The 24076-nt window shown below is 28.4% G+C and carries 20 protein-coding genes; 9 read left to right on the top strand and 11 right to left on the bottom strand.

What is annotated here, in order from left to right; genetic code table 11:
- The first annotated feature begins 2 nt into the window (after positions 1-2).
- The gene (locus tag OD91_RS12165) at positions 3-776 is read left to right on the top strand and encodes a zinc ribbon domain-containing protein (protein ID WP_144896657.1); all 774 of its coding nucleotides are present in this window, start codon (positions 3-5) and stop codon (positions 774-776) included.
- Positions 777-851: 75 nt separating this feature from the next.
- Here OD91_RS12165 and OD91_RS12170 read toward each other — a convergent pair whose 3' ends face one another.
- From OD91_RS12170 to OD91_RS12185, 4 genes are all read right to left on the bottom strand, one after another.
- Positions 852-2798: a DUF349 domain-containing protein gene (locus OD91_RS12170; protein WP_144896658.1), complete on the bottom strand. Its 1947-nt coding sequence runs from the start codon at positions 2796-2798 to the stop codon at positions 852-854.
- Between the two features lie 94 nt (positions 2799-2892).
- Entirely contained in the window at positions 2893-3648 is a 756-nt protein-coding gene (locus OD91_RS12175) for a shikimate dehydrogenase (RefSeq protein ID WP_144896659.1), read from the bottom strand.
- Positions 3629-4579: a DUF368 domain-containing protein gene (locus OD91_RS12180; protein WP_144896969.1), complete on the bottom strand. Its 951-nt coding sequence runs from the start codon at positions 4577-4579 to the stop codon at positions 3629-3631. The genes OD91_RS12175 and OD91_RS12180 overlap by 20 nt, the downstream gene beginning before the upstream one ends.
- Before the next feature lie 60 nt (positions 4580-4639).
- Positions 4640-5566 (bottom strand): DUF368 domain-containing protein, encoded by a 927-nt coding sequence (locus OD91_RS12185; RefSeq protein WP_144896660.1) that lies wholly within the window; start codon positions 5564-5566, stop codon positions 4640-4642.
- A 115-nt stretch (positions 5567-5681) separates the two neighbouring features.
- Here OD91_RS12185 and OD91_RS12190 point away from each other — a divergent pair, with 115 nt between their 5' ends.
- Together OD91_RS12190 and OD91_RS12195 are read left to right on the top strand one after the other, a co-directional pair.
- A complete protein-coding gene (locus tag OD91_RS12190) occupies positions 5682-6518 on the top strand; it encodes a hypothetical protein (protein ID WP_144896661.1) in 837 nt (278 codons plus the stop codon).
- A gap of 13 nt (positions 6519-6531) precedes the next feature.
- Positions 6532-7323, top strand: coding sequence for an alpha/beta fold hydrolase (locus OD91_RS12195; protein ID WP_186434451.1), 792 nt, complete (start codon positions 6532-6534; stop codon positions 7321-7323).
- A 54-nt stretch (positions 7324-7377) separates the two neighbouring features.
- Here the strand turns inward: OD91_RS12195 and OD91_RS12200 are convergent, their stop codons facing one another.
- Positions 7378-8724 (bottom strand): lipopolysaccharide assembly protein LapB, encoded by a 1347-nt coding sequence (locus OD91_RS12200; RefSeq protein ID WP_255513253.1) that lies wholly within the window; start codon positions 8722-8724, stop codon positions 7378-7380.
- Between the two features lie 225 nt (positions 8725-8949).
- Between OD91_RS12200 and pyrR the strand changes: the two genes are divergently transcribed.
- The 5 genes from pyrR to OD91_RS12225 are packed head-to-tail and all read left to right on the top strand — an operon-like array spanning position 8950 to position 12006.
- Positions 8950-9495, top strand: a complete 546-nt coding sequence (pyrR, locus tag OD91_RS12205; protein WP_144896664.1) for a bifunctional pyr operon transcriptional regulator/uracil phosphoribosyltransferase PyrR — start codon at positions 8950-8952, stop codon at positions 9493-9495.
- A complete protein-coding gene (locus OD91_RS12210) occupies positions 9492-10421 on the top strand; it encodes an aspartate carbamoyltransferase catalytic subunit (RefSeq protein WP_144896665.1) in 930 nt (309 codons plus the stop codon). The genes pyrR and OD91_RS12210 overlap by 4 nt, the downstream gene beginning before the upstream one ends.
- 12 nt (positions 10422-10433) lie before the next feature.
- Positions 10434-10766, top strand: a complete 333-nt coding sequence (locus OD91_RS12215) for a hypothetical protein (protein ID WP_144896666.1) — start codon at positions 10434-10436, stop codon at positions 10764-10766.
- Positions 10767-10774: 8 nt separating this feature from the next.
- Positions 10775-11095 carry a T9SS type A sorting domain-containing protein gene (locus OD91_RS12220; RefSeq protein WP_144896667.1) on the top strand — a complete coding sequence of 107 codons (321 nt, stop codon included), beginning with the start codon at positions 10775-10777 and terminating at the stop codon, positions 11093-11095.
- Positions 11092-12006: a ribonuclease Z gene (locus OD91_RS12225; protein ID WP_186434452.1), complete on the top strand. Its 915-nt coding sequence runs from the start codon at positions 11092-11094 to the stop codon at positions 12004-12006. The genes OD91_RS12220 and OD91_RS12225 overlap by 4 nt, the downstream gene beginning before the upstream one ends.
- On the opposite strand, the gene OD91_RS12230 is transcribed toward OD91_RS12225, so the two are convergent.
- Positions 12003-12365: a CoA-binding protein gene (locus OD91_RS12230; protein ID WP_144896668.1), complete on the bottom strand. Its 363-nt coding sequence runs from the start codon at positions 12363-12365 to the stop codon at positions 12003-12005. The genes OD91_RS12225 and OD91_RS12230 overlap by 4 nt on opposite strands.
- Before the next feature lie 96 nt (positions 12366-12461).
- Between OD91_RS12230 and OD91_RS12235 the strand changes: the two genes are divergently transcribed.
- Positions 12462-14852 carry a TonB-dependent receptor domain-containing protein gene (locus OD91_RS12235; RefSeq protein WP_144896669.1) on the top strand — a complete coding sequence of 797 codons (2391 nt, stop codon included), beginning with the start codon at positions 12462-12464 and terminating at the stop codon, positions 14850-14852.
- Positions 14853-14929: 77 nt separating this feature from the next.
- On the opposite strand, the gene OD91_RS12240 is transcribed toward OD91_RS12235, so the two are convergent.
- The 5 genes from OD91_RS12240 to OD91_RS12260 form a co-directional block, all read right to left on the bottom strand.
- Positions 14930-15952 (bottom strand): glutamine synthetase beta-grasp domain-containing protein, encoded by a 1023-nt coding sequence (locus OD91_RS12240; RefSeq protein WP_144896670.1) that lies wholly within the window; start codon positions 15950-15952, stop codon positions 14930-14932.
- 175 nt (positions 15953-16127) lie between these two features.
- Complete coding sequence (locus OD91_RS12245) at positions 16128-19010, bottom strand: CHAT domain-containing protein (RefSeq protein ID WP_144896671.1); 2883 nt, start codon at positions 19008-19010, stop codon at positions 16128-16130.
- A gap of 6 nt (positions 19011-19016) precedes the next feature.
- Entirely contained in the window at positions 19017-20735 is a 1719-nt protein-coding gene (locus tag OD91_RS12250; RefSeq protein ID WP_144896672.1) for an MORN repeat-containing protein, read from the bottom strand.
- 13 nt (positions 20736-20748) lie between these two features.
- The gene (locus tag OD91_RS12255; protein ID WP_144896673.1) at positions 20749-22377 is read right to left on the bottom strand and encodes a hypothetical protein; all 1629 of its coding nucleotides are present in this window, start codon (positions 22375-22377) and stop codon (positions 20749-20751) included.
- Positions 22378-22380: 3 nt separating this feature from the next.
- Positions 22381-23982 carry a hypothetical protein gene (locus tag OD91_RS12260; RefSeq protein WP_144896674.1) on the bottom strand — a complete coding sequence of 534 codons (1602 nt, stop codon included), beginning with the start codon at positions 23980-23982 and terminating at the stop codon, positions 22381-22383.
- Positions 23983-24076 lie beyond the last annotated feature (94 nt).

Genomic DNA, 24076 nt, shown 5'->3' on the forward strand with positions numbered 1-24076 from the left:
ACATGGCAAAAAAGAAAGAAATATCGGTAGAAGAGAAGTTAAGAGCACTATATGATTTACAATTAATTGATTCTAGAATTGATGAAATTAGAAATGTACGTGGTGAGTTACCTTTAGAAGTTGAAGACTTAGAGGATGAAGTTGCTGGATTAAATACTAGAGTTTCTAATTTAGGTGAAGATGTAACTAATTTGGAAACTGACATTAATAATAAAAAAATTACGATTAACGAATCTAAAGCTTTGATGAAGAAATATGACGAGCAGCAAAAAAAGGTTCGTAATAATAGAGAGTTTGATTCTTTAACAAAAGAAATTGAATATCAAGATTTAGAAATTCAATTAGCTGAAAAAAGAATTAAAGAGTTTAAAGCTAAGATTGAGCAAAAAAATGAAGTAATTAATGCAACTAAAGAAAAGTTAGCAAAACAAGTAAATCATTTAGAGCATAAAAAATCTGAGTTAGACGCTATTTTAAAGGAAACAGAAAAAGAAGAAAAATTATTACATTCTAAATCTGAGGAGTATGCAGGATCTATAGAAGGTCATTTATTTACTGCCTATAGTAGAATTAGAAATAAAGTAAAAAATGGTTTAGCGGTTGTTGCAATTGAAAGAGGAGCTTCTGGAGGATCTTATTTTACAATTCCACCACAAGTACAATTAGAGATTGCTAATCGTAAAAAAATTATGATTGATGAGCACAGTGGTAGAATTTTAGTTGATGCTGCTTTAGCTGAAGAGGAGAAACAAAAAATTGATGCTATTTTTTCTTAAGAAAGAATACAAAATATTGATATAAAAAAAACGTCTAAATTTTATTTAGACGTTTTTTTATGCTCTTTATATGCGTTAGTATTTTAATCTTTTAAGATAATCTAACTTAACTTGCCAAACATCTAATTCGCTTTTAAATCCTTTAACGCGATCTCTTACATTTTTTACTAACGGATTATCTTCGGTAGCATTAGAAATAAAACCTAAATTATTTTCTAGTTGTTGCATCTCACGTACCGTTTCATCTATCTTTTTACGGATAAACATTTTTTCTGAATCTAATTTTCGTACATCGTTATTATTTACGAATCCATCAACAATATTGGTGAATTTCAACATAACAACTTCACTCTTATCTAAGTTTAATGATTCTAAAAGTTTATCTATTTGTTTGTTAAACTTCCCTTCTAAATGACGTGCATTTCTTGGTAAGCTACCAGCAGCATTCCAATTAGAAACCAATGCTAAAACTTCTTCTTTAGTAGTTGCTTTTGCATCTTTTAAATCTTCAATCAATTGTTTTTTAGTATCTACAATTTCTTGTTGTTCTGCATTTAGACTATTTCTGTTTTCATGAAATTTGTCGAAATAATGATTACAAGCTGCCTTAAAACGTTTCCAGATATCATCAGAAAATTTACGTGGTACATGCCCAATTCTTTTCCAATCGGCTTGTACTTTTTTCATTGCATTGGTAGTGTTTTCCCAATCATCACTATCTTTTAAGCTTTCTGCAAGCTCTATCAAAGCAATTTTCTTTTGTAAATTATCTTGTTGAGATGACTTTTCTTGTTTGTAAAAAACATTCTTAGCCTGATTGAATTTTTTAGTTGCTTCTTTAAATTTTTGCCAAACTTCTTCACTTTTAGAATACGGTAATTTACCTGCATTAAAATATTCTTGTCTTAATGATTCAATATCTTTTATACTTTTTTGCCAGTGATTATGTGTAGCGTTTTTAGAAGAATCGTATTGATCTATTTTTTCTATAACCAATAATTTAGCATCAATTATTTCTTGATATTTAGACTTCATTTCTCTAAAATAATCATGTCTTTTATCATGAATAGTTTTAGTTGCTAAGCTAAATCGTTGCCAAATTTCTTCTCTAGATTCTTTGGCAACAGGGCCAATATCTTCTTTCCAAAGTTTATGTAAATTTTGTAGCTCTTTAAAAGCTTCGTTAACATCTTTAGCTTCTGTAAGCTTTTCGGCTTTTTCTACAAGCTTAGTTTTTTCTACTAAGTTGTTTTTGAAATCTAAATCTCTTAAATCTTTACTTATATGTAATAAATCGTAAAAACGCTCTACATGATGATGGTAAATTTTCCAAGTATCGTTGTATTTTGTCTTAGGAATACCGCCAATACTTTTCCAGATGTTTTGTAAATCTCTAAATTTAGGATACATCGTTTGTGTATCTGCTTCTTCAATTAAAGCTTTTAAATCTGCTATAACTTGATTCCGTTTTTCTAAATTATCTTTGAGTTGTTTATCTAATTCAGCATAAAATTTATCACGTTGTGTTTTGTATTCTGAAAGTAAATTATTGTATTCTGTTTTAATCGGACTTGAAAATTGAAAATCAATAGAATTTCCTCCTTCTGCTAAAAACGCCTCTTTTTTCTCTTTTAATAAAGCACCAAATTGTTGATTGAAAGCACTTTTTATACCTTCAACTTGCGTCTTAATACGATTTATTGGATTGTTTTTGATGGTTTTTTTAAGTTCACTCACCAAAGCTTCGAAATCCATTTTATCATATTCTAAAACGGGTATTTCTACTTTTTCTTCTGTCTTTTCTTCTACTTTTTCTGCATCTTCAGCAACCTCATTTTCAACGCTTTCTACTGCGGCTTCTACTTCTTTAGCATTTGCGCTTTCTTCAGTTTCTACAACAGTTTCTGTTTTTTCTTCAGAAGTTACTTCCTCGGTATCTATAGTGGTTTCTTCTGCGTTAGTTGTGTTTTCTTCAGAAGTGTTATCTGTATTTTCAATATTTTCATCGCTTTGTTCTAACATATCTACAATGTTTAAGGTTCCAATTAATTAAGTCTATAAATATACAGATGTATTATAAAACAGCAAAAGAAAGCCGCGTTTAAGTATTTTTTAATTATTTATTCCAAATTTTCCAAGACGCCTCAGCTTGAAGTTCTAACATTTGAAATCCGTTTTTTATAGTTGCTCCTTTTTCTTTTCCTTTTGATAAAAAAGTAGTTTCTGTTGGATTGTAAATTAAGTCAAATAAAAGATGATTTTTTGTAAGATATTGATACGGAATATTTGGACTTTCATCAATATTTGGATGTGTTCCTAAGGGAGAGCAGTTCACAATAATTTGATATTTATTCAATACTTTTTCCGTTAACTCTTGGTAGGTAAATTGTTTCTTTTTTGAAGTTCTTGATACAAATTTTGATGGAATGTCTAATTGCTTAAAAGCATAAGCAATTGCTTTTGATGCACCACCAGTACCTAATATTAATGCTTTTTTATGATGCTTTTTTAATAAGGGAACTATCGAGTTTTTAAAACCAATAACATCGGTATTGTATCCTTTTAGTTTTCCTTTTTTAGTGAATTTAATGGTGTTTACAGCTCCAATTTCTTTAGCAACTTTATGTAAGCTATCAAGAAAAGGCATCACTTCTTGTTTATATGGAATGGTAACATTCATACCTTTTAGAGCTTGCTGATTTTTATGAATCTCTTCAGCTAAATCTTCTATTTGTTGAATATCAAAATTTATATATTGATGATTTTCTAAATTTAATTTTTTAAATTTTTCAGTAAAATATCCTTTAGAAAAAGAATAAGAGATATTCTTTCCTAATAATGCAAAGAGGTTTTTATTTTCGTTTTCTGTCATAAAAATCAATTAATAGTATGATGGCAACACCAATCAATATAAATAATAAAGCAATCCAAGTTTCATGTGTTGAAAAATTAGGGATGAAACGTTCATAATTCTCCACAATTTTATGTTGGTTTTTATCGAATAGAAAATCACCATTTTTTGTTTTAAAAATTGTTTTTTTCCATGGCCAAACAATTCCTAAAGATCCAGTTATAAAACCAATAATTACAGCGGTAACAATTTGTTTCCATCTTTTTAATACATAGCCTAAAACATGAGATATGGTTACAAGACCAAATGCAGAACCTGCAGTAAACATCCCCATTACTTTTAGGTAACGTATTTTTTCTGGATCTTGTAATATTGCCCAATTTCCAGCTATTAAGTTGGTAATTACACTAAATAAAGCATTTACAGAATCAACTAAAAGCAGTACATAGTTTCCTAATAGTATTAATATAAATGAGCCAGAAAGTCCTGGAAGCGTCATTCCAGAAACACCTATAATTCCACAAATAAAAACAAACCAAAGTGCATCATTTTCTGTTGCAGGTGTTAAAAAACTGATTCCAATTCCTATAGAAATTCCAATTAATAATGAAAAGATATTTTTAAAATTCCATTCACCAAAATCTTTTCCGATATAATAAATCGAGCCTAAAATCATTCCAAAAAACCAAGACCAAACAAAGAGTTCATAGTTTTTTAAAAAGTAATCTAACACTAGTGAAATACTAAAATAACTAAAAGCACTTCCAGTTAAGATTAGGGTTAAAAAACCGGCATTGGTATAGGTTAAGAATTGTTTGAATTTCCCTGTAAAAAGTAACTTAAATGCTTTTGCATTAATTTTTCTAAAGGAATTAATTAGTTCTTCGTAAAAACCTAAAACAAAAGCTACCGTACCGCCAGAAACCCCAGGAACTTTATTAGCAGCTCCCATGGTTAATCCTTTAAAAAATAATGCTATTTTATCTTTAGAAGTACGCACTTTGTTTTAGAATTATTCGTTTTTGTTGACGGCTAGTTTTTCTAATAAAAGGATTAATCCAAAACCTAGTATGGCAAATATAATAGCGTACATTAATTGTGGATTTCCATCAAAAGAAAAAGGAGATACACTTTTTTCTAAAAGTGGTTTTAATGCTCCATGTCTGTCTGTATAAGTTGTTAAGGTGGTTTTCCAAGGCCAAACTTTATTTAAAGAGCCTAACATAATTCCTGTTAAAACGACCAGCATTTGGTTCTTATAATTTGAAAATAAAAATTTTAAAAACTTAGAGAATGCAATTAGCCCAATCATAACTCCAATGGCAACAGCAGATAATACTTTTAAATCTTTGCTTGTTATGGCGGCCATTACTGTTGGGTAAACACCAATTAAAAGTAAAATATAGGAACCAGAAATTCCCGGTAAAATCATAGCGCAAGAAGCTATTGCACCAGCAACAACTAAAAATATGAAACTTGTTTCTTGCCCGTTAACAGAAGGAATAATGGTAATTATGTAACCAAAAGCAACTCCTAAAACTCCTAATACTATATTTTTATAATTCCAATTCGTAATTTGTTTTGCTATATAAATAATACTAGCTAAAACCAATCCAAAAAAGAAAGACCATAATAGTACAGGTTGGTTTTCTAATAACCATTTAATTGCCTTGGCTAATGAAACAATACTTGTGAAAATCCCAATAAAAAGGGCTAATAAAAAATTACCATTTGCTTGTTTCCAAGCTGCTTTAAAACCTTTATTTTTTAGGGTTTTTAATAGTGAAAGATTTATGTTACTGATGCTAGATAAAAGTTCTTCATAAATTCCAGAAATAAAAGCAATTGTTCCGCCAGAAACTCCAGGTACAACATCAGCAGCACCCATGCCTAAACCTTTTAATCCAATAATGATATAATCTTTTAATTTTCTACTCATTTTAAGTTTGATTTTTGGTGAAACGAAGATAGTGGAAAATGGTTAAAATTTAATAGTTTTAGATATACTAAACATAAGAATTAAAATTTATTATATTTATAGAAAAAATCACGATATGAAAAAAAGTAAATTAGGTTACATTATATTTTTTACGTTATTAATTTTAAGTTCTTGTTCAAAAGAGAGGAGTGATACTGAATTTATATCAACTGAGAACAAAATTAATAACGAAAATGAAAGCAAAATTGAAAGTAAAATTGATGAAAAAGGAAAAAATAAAAGTAATAACGATGTAGTTAGGTCGGAAATTATAGAAGGCGGATTTAATTCTTTAGTTGATAATCAATATCATAAGTATGTTTTATATGTGCCAGATAGTTATTACACTTCACAATCAACTCCTTTAATAATTTATTTGCATGGAGCAAGTAGTACAGCAAAAGATGATTTAAAAGTAAAAGGTCCTTTTAGAGCTATAAATAAAGGTATAGAGCTCGATTTCGTTGTAGCTTCACCTCATTCTAGAGGCTGGAACCCTAAAGTTGTAGATGAATTTTTAGAAAACATTGTTTTAAAACATTTTGAAAATATAGATAGCAAAAGAGTATACGTTACAGGGCACAGTATGGGGGGATTTGGAACTCTTGATTTTGCAGTTGAATATCCAGAAAAAGTAGCAGCTATAATACCAATAGCTGGTGCTAATTTAGAAAGTGGAAGAAAATGTAATTTAAGAGATATTCCTGCTTGGTTTTTCCATAGTAGAGATGACAAAGCTGTACCATTTAGTTTTTCAGAAAATGCAGTAAATTTAATTAATACATGTTGTCCATCTATACCTCCTAAGTTTACTATTTTTGAAACAAAAGGTCATGGTATTTCTTGGTTTATTTATAATAAATCAGTTGAAGAAATTGATATTTATTCTTGGATGCTGCAGTATTCTAAATAAAAAACAACTAGCTATGAGGACAAAAGGATTAAGTTATATTATATTTTTTATGTTATTAATTTTAAGTTCTTGTTCAAAAGAGAGAGTGCCATCTACAACCACAAAAGTAACTTACCAGCCAAATATTATAGAAGATGGATATGTTTCAAAAGTAGATAATTTGTATCATAAATATGCTGTATATCTACCTGATAATTATTATTCTTCAGAATCGACGCCTTTAATAATTTTTCTACACGGGGCAGGAGGAGGAAGGAACCCAGAAGATTTAACAAAAAAAGGGCCATATAGAGCTATTAATAAAGGTATAAAACTTGACTTTGTTGTAGCATCATTGTTAAACCCAGATATAATTTTACATGGTAGGGAAATGGTAAATCTTTGGAATTCTGAAGTTATTAATGAATTTTTAGAAAAAGAGATTAAAGTTTTATATAAAAATATTGATATTAAAAGAATTTATATAACAGGTCACAGTATGGGAGCAGGTGGGACTGTAAGATATGCTGCCGATTACCCAGAAAAAGTTGCAGCCATTGTACCAATATCTGGAGGACGTTTACCTGAAGAAAAAAAATGTAATTTAAAAGAAGTTCCAGCTTGGTTTTTTCATAGTAAAGATGATATAGCAGTGCCAATTAGTGTTTCGCAAAACACTGTGGATTTAATTAATTCTTGCTTACCTACGGTTATTCCTAAATTTACAGTTTTTAATAAGTTAGGACATGGTATCTCTTACTTTATTTATGATAAATCAGATGAAGAAATTGATATTTATTCTTGGATGCTCCAGTATTCAAAATAAAAAAAGCCAAAGCAAAGCTTTGACTTTTTATTCAATAAACTCCCTAAGCTTATGTTATCCCATCGCTTTTTTATAGTTGATGAGTAATTTTTTTACTTTAGTGTTTTCTGTTATGATTGGGAAAAGTTCATTCATAATTGTATGATAGTCATAATCTATTTTCATACCATTTATTAAATGATCAATTCCGTAATTTTCTTTATTTAAAATAATAAACAATCCAGCCAATCTATATTCTATTTCAGCAAAATATTTGTAGGTCTTTTGTGCTTTGAATAGTATTTTTAAAGCGTCATTAAAATCGCCTAAAAATAATAATACATCCGCTAAGGCAATATAAATTTCTATAGCAATATCATTTAACTCAATACATTTTTCAAAACCATTTACGGCTTCCTCAAAAAAGTTAAGTTTTATATTTATTTCAGAATATTTACGCCAATATAACGAATTGTCTTCATCAATTTTTAATGCTTTTGCAATGTAATATGCCGCTTTTTGATAGTCTTTTTGTTTGTAGTAAGCATTAGTTAATAGTAACCAACCTTTATCTAATAAAGGATCTTCATGTACCGCTTTTTTATAATAACTAACTGCAGTATCTTCTTGCTTAATTTTTTCGTAGCATTCACCAATTCTTACATACACAAAAGCTGTAGGATCATCTAATTCTAAAGTAATTAAATAATTTTCTATGGCTTCTTTATATTGACCAAGTTCTTCTAAAGTTTTGGCTTTTTCTAAATAACCGCCAATAAAACTTTCGTCAATTAAAACAGCATAATCAAAAGAAGTTAAGGCTTCTTTAAACATGTTTAGAACAAAGTATTGTCTCCCTAATTGATGCCAAGCAACTTCGCTATATGGGTTTCTATTGATGTATGAATTTAAAAAATGAATGGCATCTTCATGTTCTTTTTGCATATCAAAACAATACACAATATTATACAATGCAGAATAATCTTCATAATCTACATCAATACATTTTGCAAAACTTAAACGCGCATTTTCAAAATCGTCTAAAAATAAATATTCCATTCCCATTAAAGACCAAAGATCAACTTGCTCATCAGAAAAAGTTAATCCGATTTTTAAAGCTTCAATAGCTTTTTCATGTTGACCACCTTTTGATAAAATAGTTGCTTTTTGAATGTATACTTCATCATTTTCTGGTGCAATTTTTTCTAATCTTTTTACTGATTTTGCTGCATCATCAAACTTTCCTTCAAAAATTAACAACTCTACATGGAGTAATTTTAAATCGATAGAAGTAGGGTGTTGTTGTAAGCCTAATTTAACGGCTTTATTGGCTAAAGAGTGTTTTCCACAATCTAAATAATGGACGATAATTTCTTCAAATTCAACCAAATCAAAGAAATAAACACTGTTGGTTTTTAGCATTGATTCAAATTTTGATAGAGACATAGGCTATTGTATTTGAATTATTACTCTAAGGTACACTAAGTCTTAAAGAGCATTTAATTTCATTCGAATTGTTTTCAACAATTTAATTAACAGTTTGATTGTTTTTTGATAAAAAGAAAGAAATTTTGTCCATCGACATTTTTTGTAGTAGCTTTGCGCTTTGATAACTATTAGGAATAATTCTATTAGGTTTCAAAAACAATGAGCAGAAAAACATTACTTAACTCTAAAGAAATTGAAATAATTCTGCATCGATTAGCATGTCAGCTAATTGAAAATCACAACGATTTTTCTAATACCGTTTTAATTGGTCTACAACCTAGAGGTTCTTTCTTAGCTAATAGATTGGTAGATTTACTTAAAAATGAATACGGAATTAAAAATCTTGAGCTTGGTCTTTTAGACATCACTTTTTATAGAGATGATTTTAGAAGAAGAGACGAGCCTTTGGAAGCTACACCTACTGAAATTGATTTTTTAATTGAAGACAAGAAAGTAGTGATTATTGATGATGTGTTGTATTCTGGTAGAAGTGTAAGAGCTGCTTTAACTGCAATTCAATCGTACGGAAGACCCGATAATATTGAGTTATTGGTATTAATTGATAGACGATTTAGTAGACATTTACCAATTCAACCGAATTACAAAGGAAGACAGGTTGATGCAATTAACGAAGAAAAAGTAATTGTAAATTGGAAAGAAACGCATAAAAAAGATGTTATTTATTTAGATAATACGGTAGAATGAAGGAGCTAAGTGTAGAAAATTTATTAGGCATAAAATACCTCACTAAAAGTGATGTAAATCTTATTTTTGAAACTGCAGATCATTTTAAAGAAGTTTTAAATAGACCGATAAAGAAAGTTCCATCGCTTAGAGATATTACGATTGCCAATTTATTTTTTGAAAATAGTACACGAACAAAATTATCGTTCGAACTGGCAGAAAAAAGATTATCTGCAGATGTAATTAATTTTTCTGCAAGTCAATCTTCAGTAAAAAAAGGAGAAACTTTAATAGATACAGTAAACAATATTTTATCAATGAAAGTTGATATTGTTGTGATGCGTCATCCAAATGTTGGGGCAGGAGTTTTCTTATCTAAACATGTTGATGCTAAAATTATTAATGCAGGTGATGGAACCCATGAACATCCAACACAAGCTTTATTAGATTCGTACTCTATTAGAGAAAAACTTGGAACCGTAAAAGGAAAGAAAATTGTAATTGTAGGTGATGTTTTACATTCTAGAGTTGCACTATCAAATATTTTTGCATTAAAATTACAAGGAGCACAAGTAAAAGTTTGTGGCCCAACAACGTTAATTCCTAAGCATATTACAAGTTTAGGAGTAGAGGTAGAGACCAATCTCAAGAAAGCATTAGAATGGTGTGATGTTGCAAATGTTTTGCGTGTTCAACATGAACGTATGGATATTAAATATTTTCCTTCTACAAGAGAATACACACAGCTTTTCGGAATAAATAAACAGATTTTAGATAATCTTGGCAAGAAAATTGTAATCATGCATCCAGGGCCAATTAACCGTGGTGTAGAAATTACAAGTGACGTTGCAGATGCAGATCAATCTATAATTTTAAACCAAGTAGAAAATGGTGTTGCCGTTAGAATGGCAGTCATTTATTTATTGGCGCAACAAATTAAAAGATAAAGTTTATTCCCAATGAATATAGTACATAAAGAAGGATATCATCTTATAACTTCTGATGAAGATTCGTTTTCATCTTTTTTTAAAAACTTTTCTAAAGCGTTTTCTTCTTTAGAAAAAAATCATGTTATTATTCAACTTTCTGAGAATCTTAACGTTGTGAAAGACGAAATTTCATTATTTTTGGATTTTAGTTCTAGGTTACAACAAAATGGCATGTCCTTTGTAGTAATTATTAAGAATGTAAATGTTGATGATTTTCCAGAAGAATTTAACATAGTGCCTACTTTAGTAGAAGCAGAAGATGTAATTGATATGGAAAACATGCAACGAGAATTAGGGTTTTAAAGAATAATATGATTAAAAAGTTACTTTTTATTTCTTTTCTATTGATTGCTACTATTGGTTTTGCTCAGCAAAAATCAATTAGTAAGTTGGTTACTACACCAAATCCTTTTACAGAAAAAACCACAATTCATTTTAATGCTACTTCTACGCAAAAAATTACTCTAAGTGTTAGTAATATTTTAGGAAAGGTAGTTTACAAGAAAATACATAAAGTAAAAAAAGGAAAAAATTCAATTCCATTCTCTAGAAATAATTTACAAACAGGTATGTACATTTATGTACTACAAAACCATAAAGAAATTATTTCTAAACGTTTTGTAATTAAATGATTGCAAAACTCACTATTCTAGGCTGTCATTCTGCAACCCCGCGTGTAAACGCACACCCAACATCACAACATTTAGAGTTAAATAATCGTCATTTTTTAATAGATTGCGGAGAAGGTACACAGCGTCAAATGCGCAAGTATAAAGTTGGTTTTGCTAAAATCAATCAGATCTTTATTTCACATTTACATGGAGATCATTTTTTTGGATTAATCGGATTAATATCAACTTTCGGAATTTTAGGTAGAGAAAATCCATTGCATGTTTTTGGACCTAAAGGAATAAAGGAGATTATTACTTTGCAATTAAAATTGTCTAAATCGTATGCAAAATACGAGATGATTTTTCATGAACTTTCTTCAACTGAAAGTGAACTTATTTTTGAAGATGATAAAGTGACGGTGCATACAATTCCATTAGAACATCGCGTATATACAAATGGCTACTTATTTACAGAAAAAGAGAAGCCAATAAAATTACATATAGAAAATATAAGACAATATCCAGAAATAGAAGTTTGTGATTATCATGCAATTAAAGCAGGAAAAGATGTTACGTTACAATCTGGAGAAATTATTGCTAATAAAGAATTAACGTTACCTCCAGAAAAATCAAAAAGCTATGCTTTTTGTAGTGATACAGTTTATAAACCTTCCATAGCACCTATTATAAAAAATGCTGATTTGTTATATCATGAAGCTACTTTTTTAAATGATAGAGAAGATTTAGCAGAAAAAACAAAACATGCTACGGCACAACAAGCGGCACAAATAGCAAAAGATGCTGGAGTTCAAAAATTAATTATTGGCCACTATTCTAGTAGATATTCAGATATATCAAAATTTAAAAAAGAAGCATCAGTAGTTTTTGATAATACCATGTTAGCAGAAGCAGGAAAAGTGTTTACTTTTTAATACTGATTTGTTGCTAATAAAACTAAGGTACAAGCAACTTCTGAAATAATATTATTTTCTAACAACTGCTTTACAAATTTTTCGTTTTCTGTTCCTGGATTAAAAATGACTCTATTCGGTTTTAATGCAATAATATACTTGTAATATTCTTTTTGTCGCTTTGGGTTAAGATATAAAGTAACTGTATCTATATCTTCATAAAATATTTTTTGATTTTCGATTGTTACATCATCTACGATACCTTGCCTCAATCCAATTGCTTTTACTTGTTTATTATTACTTCTTAATCTTTTAATAGCCTTATTAGAATACCTTTCTTCTTTTAATGAAGCTCCTAAAACTAATGTTACATTTTTCATTTGTTAATAATACGTTAAACTCTGTTAAACACCGTAACAAAGATATCCAGTTATACGTCTATAAGACATCAATAAAAATATAATTAATCAAACACGATGAAAAAAATAATACTATTTTTTATGCTAACAATAACTATGAGTTCATTTGCTCAGTTAGCCAAAAGCGACTTACCTAAACCTGGAACTATCTCTGGTAAAGTTGTAGACGAAAAAACCAAAGAACCCTTACCGTATGTTAATATTGTTGTACGAGATATAGCAAAAAAAGTATTAACAGGAGGTATTACTAGTGAAAATGGAACTTTTAAAATTAAAGGAATTCCAGAAGGAAATAGTGTAGTAGAGGTACAATATATTGGATATGAAAAATTTACGCGTAACATAAGTGTAACTAATAAAAGACGTTCAATTAATTTAGGAACTATCGGATTAAAAGAGGATAGTGCACAATTAGATGAAGTTGTTGTACGTGCAGAAACATCTACAGTTGTACAGAAAGTTGACAGAAAAGTAATTAATGTTGGAAAGGATTTAACATCTGCTGGTGCAACTGCATCAGAATTACTAAATAACGTACAATCTGTTAGTGTAGATAGTCAAACTGGAAATATTAGTTTACGTGGAAACGAGAATGTAAGAGTTCTTGTAGACGGTAAACCAACCAATATGCCTGCTGCACAATTATTAAAACAAATTCCTTCAACATCTATAAAAAGCGTTGAGTTAATTACAAATCCATCAGCAAAATACAATCCAGAAGGAATGAGTGGAATTATAAATATTGTATTAAATAAAAGTGCAAATTTAGGATTCAATGGTTCTTTAAATACCGGAATAGAAGCTGGACATTATGTGCGTTATAACGCATCTACAAATATGAATTACAAAACCGGAAAAGTTAACTTTTTTGGTAATTATGGATATAGATCTGGAGAACGATATAATTTTGGCTATGTAAATAGACCTGGTGTTAATAATCAAGATTTTATTTTTGTAAATGATAATACATCACATTTATTAAAATTAGGAGCCGATATTTACTTAGATAAAAAGAATACTTTGTCTTTTTATACAACGCAGAATATGAATGATAATTTTGCAGATGGAACAGCAAAAATTACATTAGCTGGCGGAACTCTTTTCGAAAATTCACCTAACTCTCAAAAATCTGAGACTAAAAATCAAACATACAATGCTAACTTTAAGCATGATTTTGATGATAAAGGTCATAATATTGAAGTAGAAGCTACTTATTCTAAAAATAATACTCCAACTTTTCTTGAAAATCAATTTCAATTAGCAACTCAGCCAAATTATATTAATGATATCACTAATGATAGAACGAATACATTAATTAATTTAGATTATACCAATCCGGTATCTAAGAACGGAAAATTAGAGTTGGGACTTGAGTATCGAGTTAATAAAACAGAGAATACGAATAACACTACTCAACTAGGTTTTAATAATTCATCATTTACTTATGATAGAGATATCTATTCTGGATATGTAAATTATGGGCATAAATTTGGAAAAATAACCATGCAATTAGGTGCGAGGTTAGAACAATATGAAATTGAAGGTAACTTTAGCCAAGTTTCTTTACCTTCTGCAAAAGTTACTGATGAGATATTTTCTATATATCCATCTGCATTCTTTACTTTTAATCCATCTGATAAAAATCAATTTCAGTTAAGTTATAGTAAAAGAGTAGATAGACCAAGTATAGGACAAGTTAATCCTATTAGAGAATGGAGTACACCATTAATTACTTCTGTTGGTAATGAAAACCTTGTTCCACAGTTTACAAATTCTTTTGAGGTTAATTATACTAGAAAAATAAAAGGCGGTTCGTTAACTTTCGGAACTTTTTATAGAAATATTAATGATGCAATTAACAGAGTTACTTCTAGAGATCTATCAGATCCAAATAGACAAATTCTATCATTCGCAAATTTTGATGATACCAGTTCTTATGGTTTAGAGTTTTCTACCAATTATAAAGTTGCAAAATGGTGGAGAGCCAATGCAAGTTTAGATTTTTACTCTCAAAAGCAATTTGGTGTAACAGATTTAAGTAATCCAAATACTCCAAGAATAGAAGTTCAAAACGAAGTGTTTAATGCAAGATTAAGCAATAGTTTTACGGTAACTAAAAAGTTGCGTATGCAATTATTTGCTATGTATAGAGGTGCTAATAAAGATATTCAATGGGAAACACAGCCAATGAAAATGATAAATCTAGGTGCTAGTTATTCTGTTTTTAAAAGAAAGGGAACTATTTCATTTAGAGTTAATGATATTTTTAATTCCATGCGATTTGCTTTTAATTCAAACAGTCCTTTTGTACAAAATGGACAGTTTAAATGGGAAAGTAGAACAGCTTTCTTAGGATTTAATTACAGATTTGGTGGTGGGAAGAATAAAGCAAAAAGAAGAAGAAATAGAGATAATAACGAGAAGCAAGGTGGTGGAGGTTTCTTCTAAACCGAACTACTATAATTATTTGAAACAAAAAACCCGAAGCAGATGCTTCGGGTTTTTTAATATCTCTAAATTGCTAATTAAATCTTAGCAGATTTTACAGTCTTAATAATTCTTCCAGCAATCTTATATGGATCACCATTAGAAGCTGGTCTTCTATCTTCTAACCAACCTTTCCAGCCTTTCTCTACTGCGATAATTGGAATTCTAATTGAAGCTCCTCTATCAGAAACTCCCCAAGAGAAATCTGTAATAGCAGCAGTTTCATGATCACCAGTTAAACGTTGATCGTTAAATTCACCGTAAACAGCAATATGTTCTTTTACAACTGGTCTAAATGCTTCACAAATTTTTGCATACACATCTTTATCACCACAAGTTCTTAACGTTGTGTTAGAGAAGTTAGCGTGCATACCAGAACCATTCCAATCCATATCTTTACCTAATGGTTTTGGGTGATAATCGATATAGTAACCATGTCTTTCTGTTAATCTATCTAATAAGTAACGAGCAATCCAAATTTCATCACCTGCTTTTTTAGCTCCTTTAGCAAACAATTGGAATTCCCATTGTCCAGAAGCAACTTCTTGATTAATTCCTTCAAAGTTTAAACCAGCATCAATACATAAATCTGCATGTTCTTCAACTAAGTCTCTACCATGTGTGTTTTTACCACCAACAGAACAGTAATACATTCCTTGTGGAGCTGGATAACCACCAATAGGGAATCCTAAAGGTAATTGTGTTTTAGTATCCATGATAAAATATTCTTGCTCAAAACCAAACCAGAAATCATTATCATCATCTTCAATTGTAGATCTTCCGTTAGAAACGTGAGGCGTACCATCAGCATTTAAAACTTCAGTCATTACTAAATAACCATTCCTTCTTGAAGGATCTGGATAAATAGCAACTGGCTTAAGTAAACAGTCAGAAGCACCACCAGAAGCTTGTCTTGTAGACGATCCATCAAAAGACCAATTATCTAATTCTTCAATTGTTCCTTGAAAATTTTCATGTTCCTCAACTTTGGTTTTAGATCTCATATTCTGAGTTGGAAAATATCCATCTAACCAAATGTATTCTAATTTAATTTTAGCCATAATAAATAATTGTGTTGATGTTAATAAAGTACAAATATAGAGCAAAAACACATTTTTATTAAGGAAAATGTAAAGAAAAGCGCATTTTTATGAATTTATTATTATGACTTTAAATTTTTAAGGATGTGGTAATTTCTCATTTTAAATTTTGTCTAAATGACAATAAATAGAATATCTATTCACCAGAACCATTAAGTACAAATGGAGCCCACATATACACAGATTTAAAATTCTCTCCAACTTCACCTTTTAACATGGCTCTTTTAGCATTTGTTAAAGCAAGAGAAGCTGGTTGATTTTTTAAATACATATTTTGATACATTAATGTCATTAAAATCATGGTTCCTGCATCATTAACTGGCCATAAACTTAATAAGGTATTATTAGCACCTGCAACTAATAAAGAAGAATTTAATCCATTAATACCTTCTCCGCCATATATTTTACCTAGTGCTGTTTGACATGCACTTAAAACTACCATATCTGCATTTAAGTTTAGTTTTTCAATTTCATATGCTAATAAAAAGGTGTCTTCTCCTTTATTTTTTTCACTTTCATTTTGTGTCATCATTACACCAGAAAGTGCTGGATTATTATCTGAAGCAAAACCATGAGTTGCAATATGTACCCATTTATAATTAGCTAACTCTCCTGTGGTATTCATTTTTTTGATTCCAGATTCAGTCATGTAATTGCCAGTTAAAACTGTAGCATTTGTAATTATCTTTTTTAAATTATTTACTTCACGTAAAGTTCCGGGTAAATAGTTTGCTCCACCAAAACCAAAAGCACTTAATTCTTCAGAAAGGTTTTTTGTATTGGTTTTAATTTTACTAGATAAATCTTTTTTTACAGCATAATAGTCTTTTTTGCTTCTAGATTTCCCACCTTTATTAGCAGGAGGGTAGTAGGTTGCTCCTCCAAAGGCTAATAAACTTTTTCTTGAAGATGAATATTTTCTTTCCTTTAATTTAGACCAAACAGTAACAGAAGGTATATAAGTGATGTTATAGTTTTCTAATAAATATTTATTGCTGTTATTTTTAAAAGCTTCAAAAGGAAGGTAATTTAATTCTCCTTCTCCACTAATAATCAAGTTCTTTTTTCCGTTAATATCATTAGCAATAGGAGCAACTAAAAAAGAATACCAATGTTTTAAAAATTGATCTAAATAAGCTGCATTTTTTTTATCAGCAGTTTCCATTAACTGCCTGGTTAATGAAGTGAACACGTTAAAATCATCAGCAGAAAAAGCTTGTTTTTTGTCTTTGTATTTTATGAGTTGACCATCAATAATATCTTCATCCATTTTTATTAGATGATTATTAATAGTGTTAGGTTTTTTCTTTACAAGATTTACAAATCTTTTTTTCAGCTTTAACCAAGTATCTATTGGAAAGTTATATTTTATTGTTTTATTGTTTTTTGTTATTACAGTTGCAACCATTTCACCTGGTCCTAATAAAGAATAATAGATTAAAGCATCATCGTTAGTTAATTTATTTTGAACGTCAATTATATTTTTTCCAAATGCTTTTTGATGCAGTTTTTTACTTAATAATCTACTTCTGTTTGCATCTTGTACTTTAAATAATTCATGTACATTTCTAGTGTCTTTATAGGTCATAATTAAACCGCTGTATGCACTAGTATATTCATTCATTAAACCAAGTTGAGTGTCTGGGTCTGAATTTTCTAAATGCTTTTCTGATAAATTAATGGCTTTAGAAAACATTTTTGAAGCATTTGTATAATCTTTAGACATATAAGACATGAAGCCTATATTATTTGCTAATAATTGAGCGCCACTTACGTCTTTTAATTCTTCTTTTATATCAATCGCTTTTAAAGCAACTTCTTTGGCTTTTTGCTTCTGGTTTTTTTGCCACAATGAAATGGAATAATTACCAGAAATATCTGAAATTAAATTTTTATTATTTAATTCAACTGATTGATTATATGCTTTTTGTGTGTATTGGAAAGCTTTATTTCTGTCAGTTGATATAACACTATTTGAGTAATATTGACCTAAAGAATTATTTGCTAACGCCTGAAAATACGTATTGTTTTTTTCTTTCCCTTTTCTTAAGAGTGAATTGGCAGTAGCAACAATATCTTTTTTCTTTTGTAAACCTGTTAACGCTTTTAATTTATTATTTAAAAGAATTAATTCTAATTGATCTGTTTTAAATTTTTTTAGAATTTGTAATCCTTTGTTAGCTTCATTTAACATGTTTTCATAATCATAACTATAATAACTATTATCTGCTAAATAACTATAAGCCTGAGCAACTTGATATTGTAAATTTTCATTATTTCTTACTAATGGATTTTCAAGAAATTGATTGATTGCCTTTACTCCAAAATTGATTTTATTGTTATTATAAAATATAACGCCTTTTAAAAATTTATAAACAGATAATGCTGTTTTTCCATAATTTCCTTTAGAAGCTAAATAGTTTTCAATTTCTTTTTCATTTGCATAATTTTTTCCTTTTTGCCAGTCTGAAAAACTAGTAAATAATTTTTGAGCCTTTAGTATTGCTTGAGAATTATTTGTATTAGCAGATTTTGCATACTCTTTTAGTAAAGTACAGTCTTTACCTGTTTCTTTTTCTATCCAATTGATATCATCTAATGTTGTAGTTAAAGCATTTGGATAAGAAATTAAAGCGTAACTAAAATCCATTTGTTTTTTAGAAGCTTCTAATTCTCCATTTAAAAAAGAGATATAGGATAAAATTGCAAAATTAGAAGCATCTATATAATTAATGTTTAGTGATGTTCTTGCGTTTGTTGTAGCAGATACCACATCATTTTCTAAACAATTTACAAATGCTAGGTACAAATAACCCGCATAATTTTCTGGCGCTTTCTTTATTAATGAATTTGCGGTTACTTTAAGATTTGGAATGTTCTTATTTTTTACAGCTTCTGCAGCTTTTGTAAAAAGTGTGTTTAAATCTTGAGCGTTTAATGACATTGTAAAAAATATCACTATTAAAATAATTATTTTTTGTTTCATAATATTTAAATCATTTAAAAATAATATTTGCATGGTCTATCATTTTAATTTTAAACATTTAGACATATTTACTTTGTAGTTTCTATTTCTGTTCGATTTTATAGTAAAAATATCATCTTTCATAGACCAAGAAAATGCTACTGAAGCACCTAGATATCCAGAACTTTTATCACTAGAATTATTTTTATTAGTTTTAGTTAAATGTGTGTCTCTACCCAAAAACATTACTTTTTCATGCTGGTATTTCCCATTAATTATACTTACATAATATTCTGTATGATTCCATCTCATAAGATAATCTCCTCTAAATTTCTGATCGCTCTTAGTTGATTTAATGAAAACTACTTTTCTGTCTAAATCACAAGAAGAGATGATAGCAACACCTTCTGGAGTTCCATTATATGAACCTACATTTCCTAACTTATATTCTGTAGCATTCATATCTGTCATTTCAGCAGATAACGTTCTTAAACTTCCAGATTCTGGAAAAATAGACAAGCCATCTATGGTTTTTCTAATTACTTTGTTAGTAGCTTTAGATGAATAGTTCTTGGAATTGTTGTTATTAGAAGAATTGTTTTTAGTACTTTTATTATTAACAATTGAATAATTAATGTCTGATTTCCCTAACGATTGTATGTAAACACCATTATCCCAAATACCACATTGAGGTTTTGAGTTTTTGAAATAATAAGCACCTAACCCATGTAACTTATCTTCTTTCCATTCTCCAATATATACATCTCCATTACTGTAACTATAACTTCCAGTTCCAGTTTTTTTGTTGTCTTTCCATTCTCCAATATAGCTGGTTCCACTTTTAAAAGTTAATTTTCCAAAACCATCTCTTTTGTCGTTCTTAAAATTCCCAATATAAATCGCATCATTTTCATATTTATAGGCTACAATTCCGTTTTTACAATCGCCAGCTAAACATGCTTTGTTCTCATTAAAAGATAAGATAGTTTTCTCGTTGTTTTTATCTGTAATTTCAAGTTCTTTTTTGCTTTCATTATAATTCACTTGTAGATTTTTATTTAAATCCTTATAACTAAAATCACCTTTTAATCCTTCATTATAAACAAAATTTTTTGAACTTGAATAACTTCCAACGTAGTTAGAAAAGGTGCTTTTTCCATTATTGTAAGCTATTTTTATTGGACCATTTGGTACATCATTTTTAAAAAATCCTTTTGCTTTTCCGCCATCAGAATTGGTAACTTCTTTGTATTCAAAACTGTTCAATTTTTCAATTAAACTTTGTGTTTTAAAACTATCTTCATGAAGTTTTATTGGGTTTAGTGTATAAGGAACAACATTTTTAAAATGCTCAAGTAATAACGTGTTTTGTTCAAATTGCCCTCTATAAATTACATCAATTTTGTTCGTATCATATTTGTAAATTGAACTCTTTTTTATATAAACACCATTTTCATTATAAACATGCACGCCACCGCTTTTAGTTTTAAACCAAAAACCATTTTCAGTATTTATGTTGGCTAACTCTGCGTTATACTCTTTGTCATTTTCTTTATTTTTAAAGTCTTTACAAATGTAGAGTTGTTTTTTTGCTGGATAATAAACTAGTAAATCATTATTCATGTAACCGTTTTTACAATAATTTCCGATTTTACTATCGTTTAATAAAAAGTTGAAATTTTTCCCATTATTTATTTTTTTAAAAGTGACTTTATCATTTTGGGAGTTAGATAAAGTAGAAAATAAAAGAAAGAAAAGTAGTATAATTTTATATTTCATAATTTATTTTTAATTATTTGATATATACTCTTATTTTATCAACTCTATAAAATTTTACGTTTTTATACGAATCTTGACGAAAATAAAATGTTAATTCCTGTTTACGACCATCATAATAGTCATCCCATTTGTATATCATAAAACTAGAATAATCTTTATAAGGTTGCCCTAATTTTTTAATTACTTCCGCTCTAGTAGCATTATTAAAGAATTCTTCATATTTTTTTAATTTTTTATCTTGTTTTCTAATAAATCTTTTTTCGGCTTTAGTTTTTTCTCTAGAATATCTTTCTGGGGATTTATTAATGGTAACTTTAGGTTTTTCTATTTTATTTAATGCACCAATATTTTCTTTTTTGGCGTCATTCCATAAATTATCATACTTGATAATTAATTTATCTTGCTCTTTTTTAGAACGATACGTTTGTGTGATCTTTAAATCATCTACACTAACTTTTATACTATCTGGTACTTTTATATAAATAGTATTTCCAAAATCTTCTTTGATCAATTTGTTAACCACTTTATTATTTAAAATGAAATAGACATTATTTTCTATTTTTTTGATTCGTAAAGAATTGTTTTCATTTTCTTTTATAAGACTTGTTTTTTGCCATTCACTATGATTAGTCACTTTTTCATTTTTTTCAACTTTAGAAAACCAATATCCATTGTGTGCATATGCAAACTGTATTAAGTCTTCTTTATCTTTAATTAGTAAGCTAATTCCTTTATTTACTGTTCCAGACACTCTTTTTAAAGAAGTTGAAACATCAAAATCATGACTTGGATTCAATTTAATATCTGACCAAGTTTGATAATCGTATTTAGACGTGTTAACAATTTCTAAAGCGCTATTTGCAATTTCAAAAGTGTAATCCTTGGTTTTTCCTAAAGTAAAATTAAATTCGTTATCATTAAAAGAGGTGTATAATTCTTTGGTAGGTGTATTTTCTATGATAACATTTTTTTCTACTTTTTTTAAGGCTGTTATTTTTTGATATAAATCTTTAGCATATTGCTTTTTATCACTTTTACTCATCTTTAAATATCCAATTTTTAAATATTTAAAAACTACTTCAGAGTGTTGACAAATAGATAAACCAACTTGCTTAAATGACAAATCCATATTAGATTTTACTAAAACAGGTGTATTATTAATTAGGAAGAAAACTTTGTTATCAATTTTTTGAATAGTCAGTGTATTGAATTCACCTGTCTTTATAAAATCAATTTTAGACCAACCAGTTTTTTCAATATAGTTTTCATTTTTTAGCTGTTTAAATTTCCAATAACCATCATCAGAAATTCCAAAATCATTAAAATTTTTGTCATCATCACTTTTATTAAAAAACAGAGTTAGTAATTCATCCTTTCCAGAAATTTTCTTTACAGAGGTTTCTATAATAAAATCTTTCTTAAGATTAATATCTGTGTTTAGATATGCCCACTTGTCACTATCTGTTTTGTTGTTAAAGTATAATTTATTGTCTTTAATTTCAGAACTATAATCTTTGTCATTAAATAGTTCCCAAGAATTGCTGTTATCTTTAAAGTTTTCTTGTAAAATAGTTTCTATATTAACTTGTGCAGATATTATATTTATGAATAAAACGAAGGGTATTAAAATAGGTTTTTTCATTTTTTAATTTTTATAGTTGATTACTGCGTAGTTAACCATTTTGTACTTTATTTTCCCTTTTTGGTAGGGGATATAAAAGAATTCTAAATCTTGTGGTCTTCCATCATAAGAATCGTTATACCGATAAGAAATTGAAAAACTATTTGATTTATAAGGCTGTCCTAGTTTTTTTATAACATCTGATAAAGGGGCATTTTTAAACATTTTATTGTATTTTTTTCTTGCTTTATCCTGTTTTTTTTTAAATTTCTCCTTTGCCTTATCATGAACAATTTGTTGCTTTTCAGTTTTTCCTAAAGCGCCAACATTTTCGGTTTTAGCTTTGTCCCATAAATTGTCATATTGTGCAATTAATTTATCTTGCTCTTTTTTAGAACGGTACGTTTGAGTAAGTTTTAAATCATCTACACGAATTTTTATACTATCGGGTGCTTTTATATAAATAGTATTTCCAAATCCTTTTTCAACTACTTTGTTTACCACTTTATTATTTAAAATGAAATAGACAGTATTTTGAATTTTCTTAATTCTTAAAGAATTATTTTCTCTTTCTTTTACAAGGTTGGTTTTTTGCCACTTACTAAATTTTGTTGATTTATCATTTTTTTGAACATCAGAAAACCAGTATCCATTTTGTGCATATGCAAGCTGTAATTTGTTTATTTTATCTTTAATTACTAAACTAATTCCTTTATTTATTGTGCCAGACACTCTTTTTAAAGAAGTTGATATATCAAAATCTTGCATTGGATTTATTTTAATTTTGGACCAAGTATGATAATAGGATTTTGAAGTATTATTAATTTCTAAAGCACTATCTACAATTTTATAGGTGTAATCTTTTGTTTCATTTAAGTAAAAACCAAATTCATTCTTATCAAAAGAAGTATGTAATTCTTTAGTAATTGTGTCTTCAATTAATACGTTTTTACCTGTAGTTTTAGCGTCTATTAATTTTTGATATAATTGGTTAGCATATTTTTCTTTATCATTTTTACTCATCTTTAGATATCCAATTTTTAGATATTTAAAAGCTACTTCAGACTTGCTACAAACTGATAGCCCAACCTGATTAAATGATAAATCCATATTAGTTTTTACTAAAATTGGTGTATTATTAATTAAAAAGAAAACCTTCTCATTAATTTTTTGAATTGTTAGTGTATTATATTCACCAGCGTTTATATAATCAATTTTATACCAGTTTGTATCTCCAATAATGCTACTGTTGTTTTTTTGTTTAAACTTCCAATAACCATTATCGGATATTCCAAAGTCATTATAATTTTTAGCATCATCAGTTTTATTAAATATTAGTGATAACAGATTGTTATTCGTTCCCGAAACTAATTTTAATGATGTTTCTATGACAAAATCTTTTTTAAGATTGATTTTAGTATTTAGGTACGCCCATTTGTTTTTTTCAGACCTATTATTAAAGTATAATTGATTATCCTTTATTTCACAGCTATAGTTTTTATTATTAAACAGTTTCCAAGAATTGCTATTATCTTTAAAATCTTCTTGTATAATAGTTTCTATATTAACTTGTGCAGATACTATATTTATAAATAAAAAGAAGAGTATTAAAATAGATTTTTTCATTTTTTTAGTAAATGAAAAAGCAGCGAAAAAAATGAAGAAAACGAATAAAAGCCGTTTCATAAGTTGAATTTTTTGGTTACAAAACAAAAATAAA

Origin of the sequence: Lutibacter sp. Hel_I_33_5 (assembly GCF_007827455.1) — a bacterium.
In the GTDB taxonomy this organism is placed as follows: Bacteria; Bacteroidota; Bacteroidia; order Flavobacteriales; family Flavobacteriaceae; genus Polaribacter.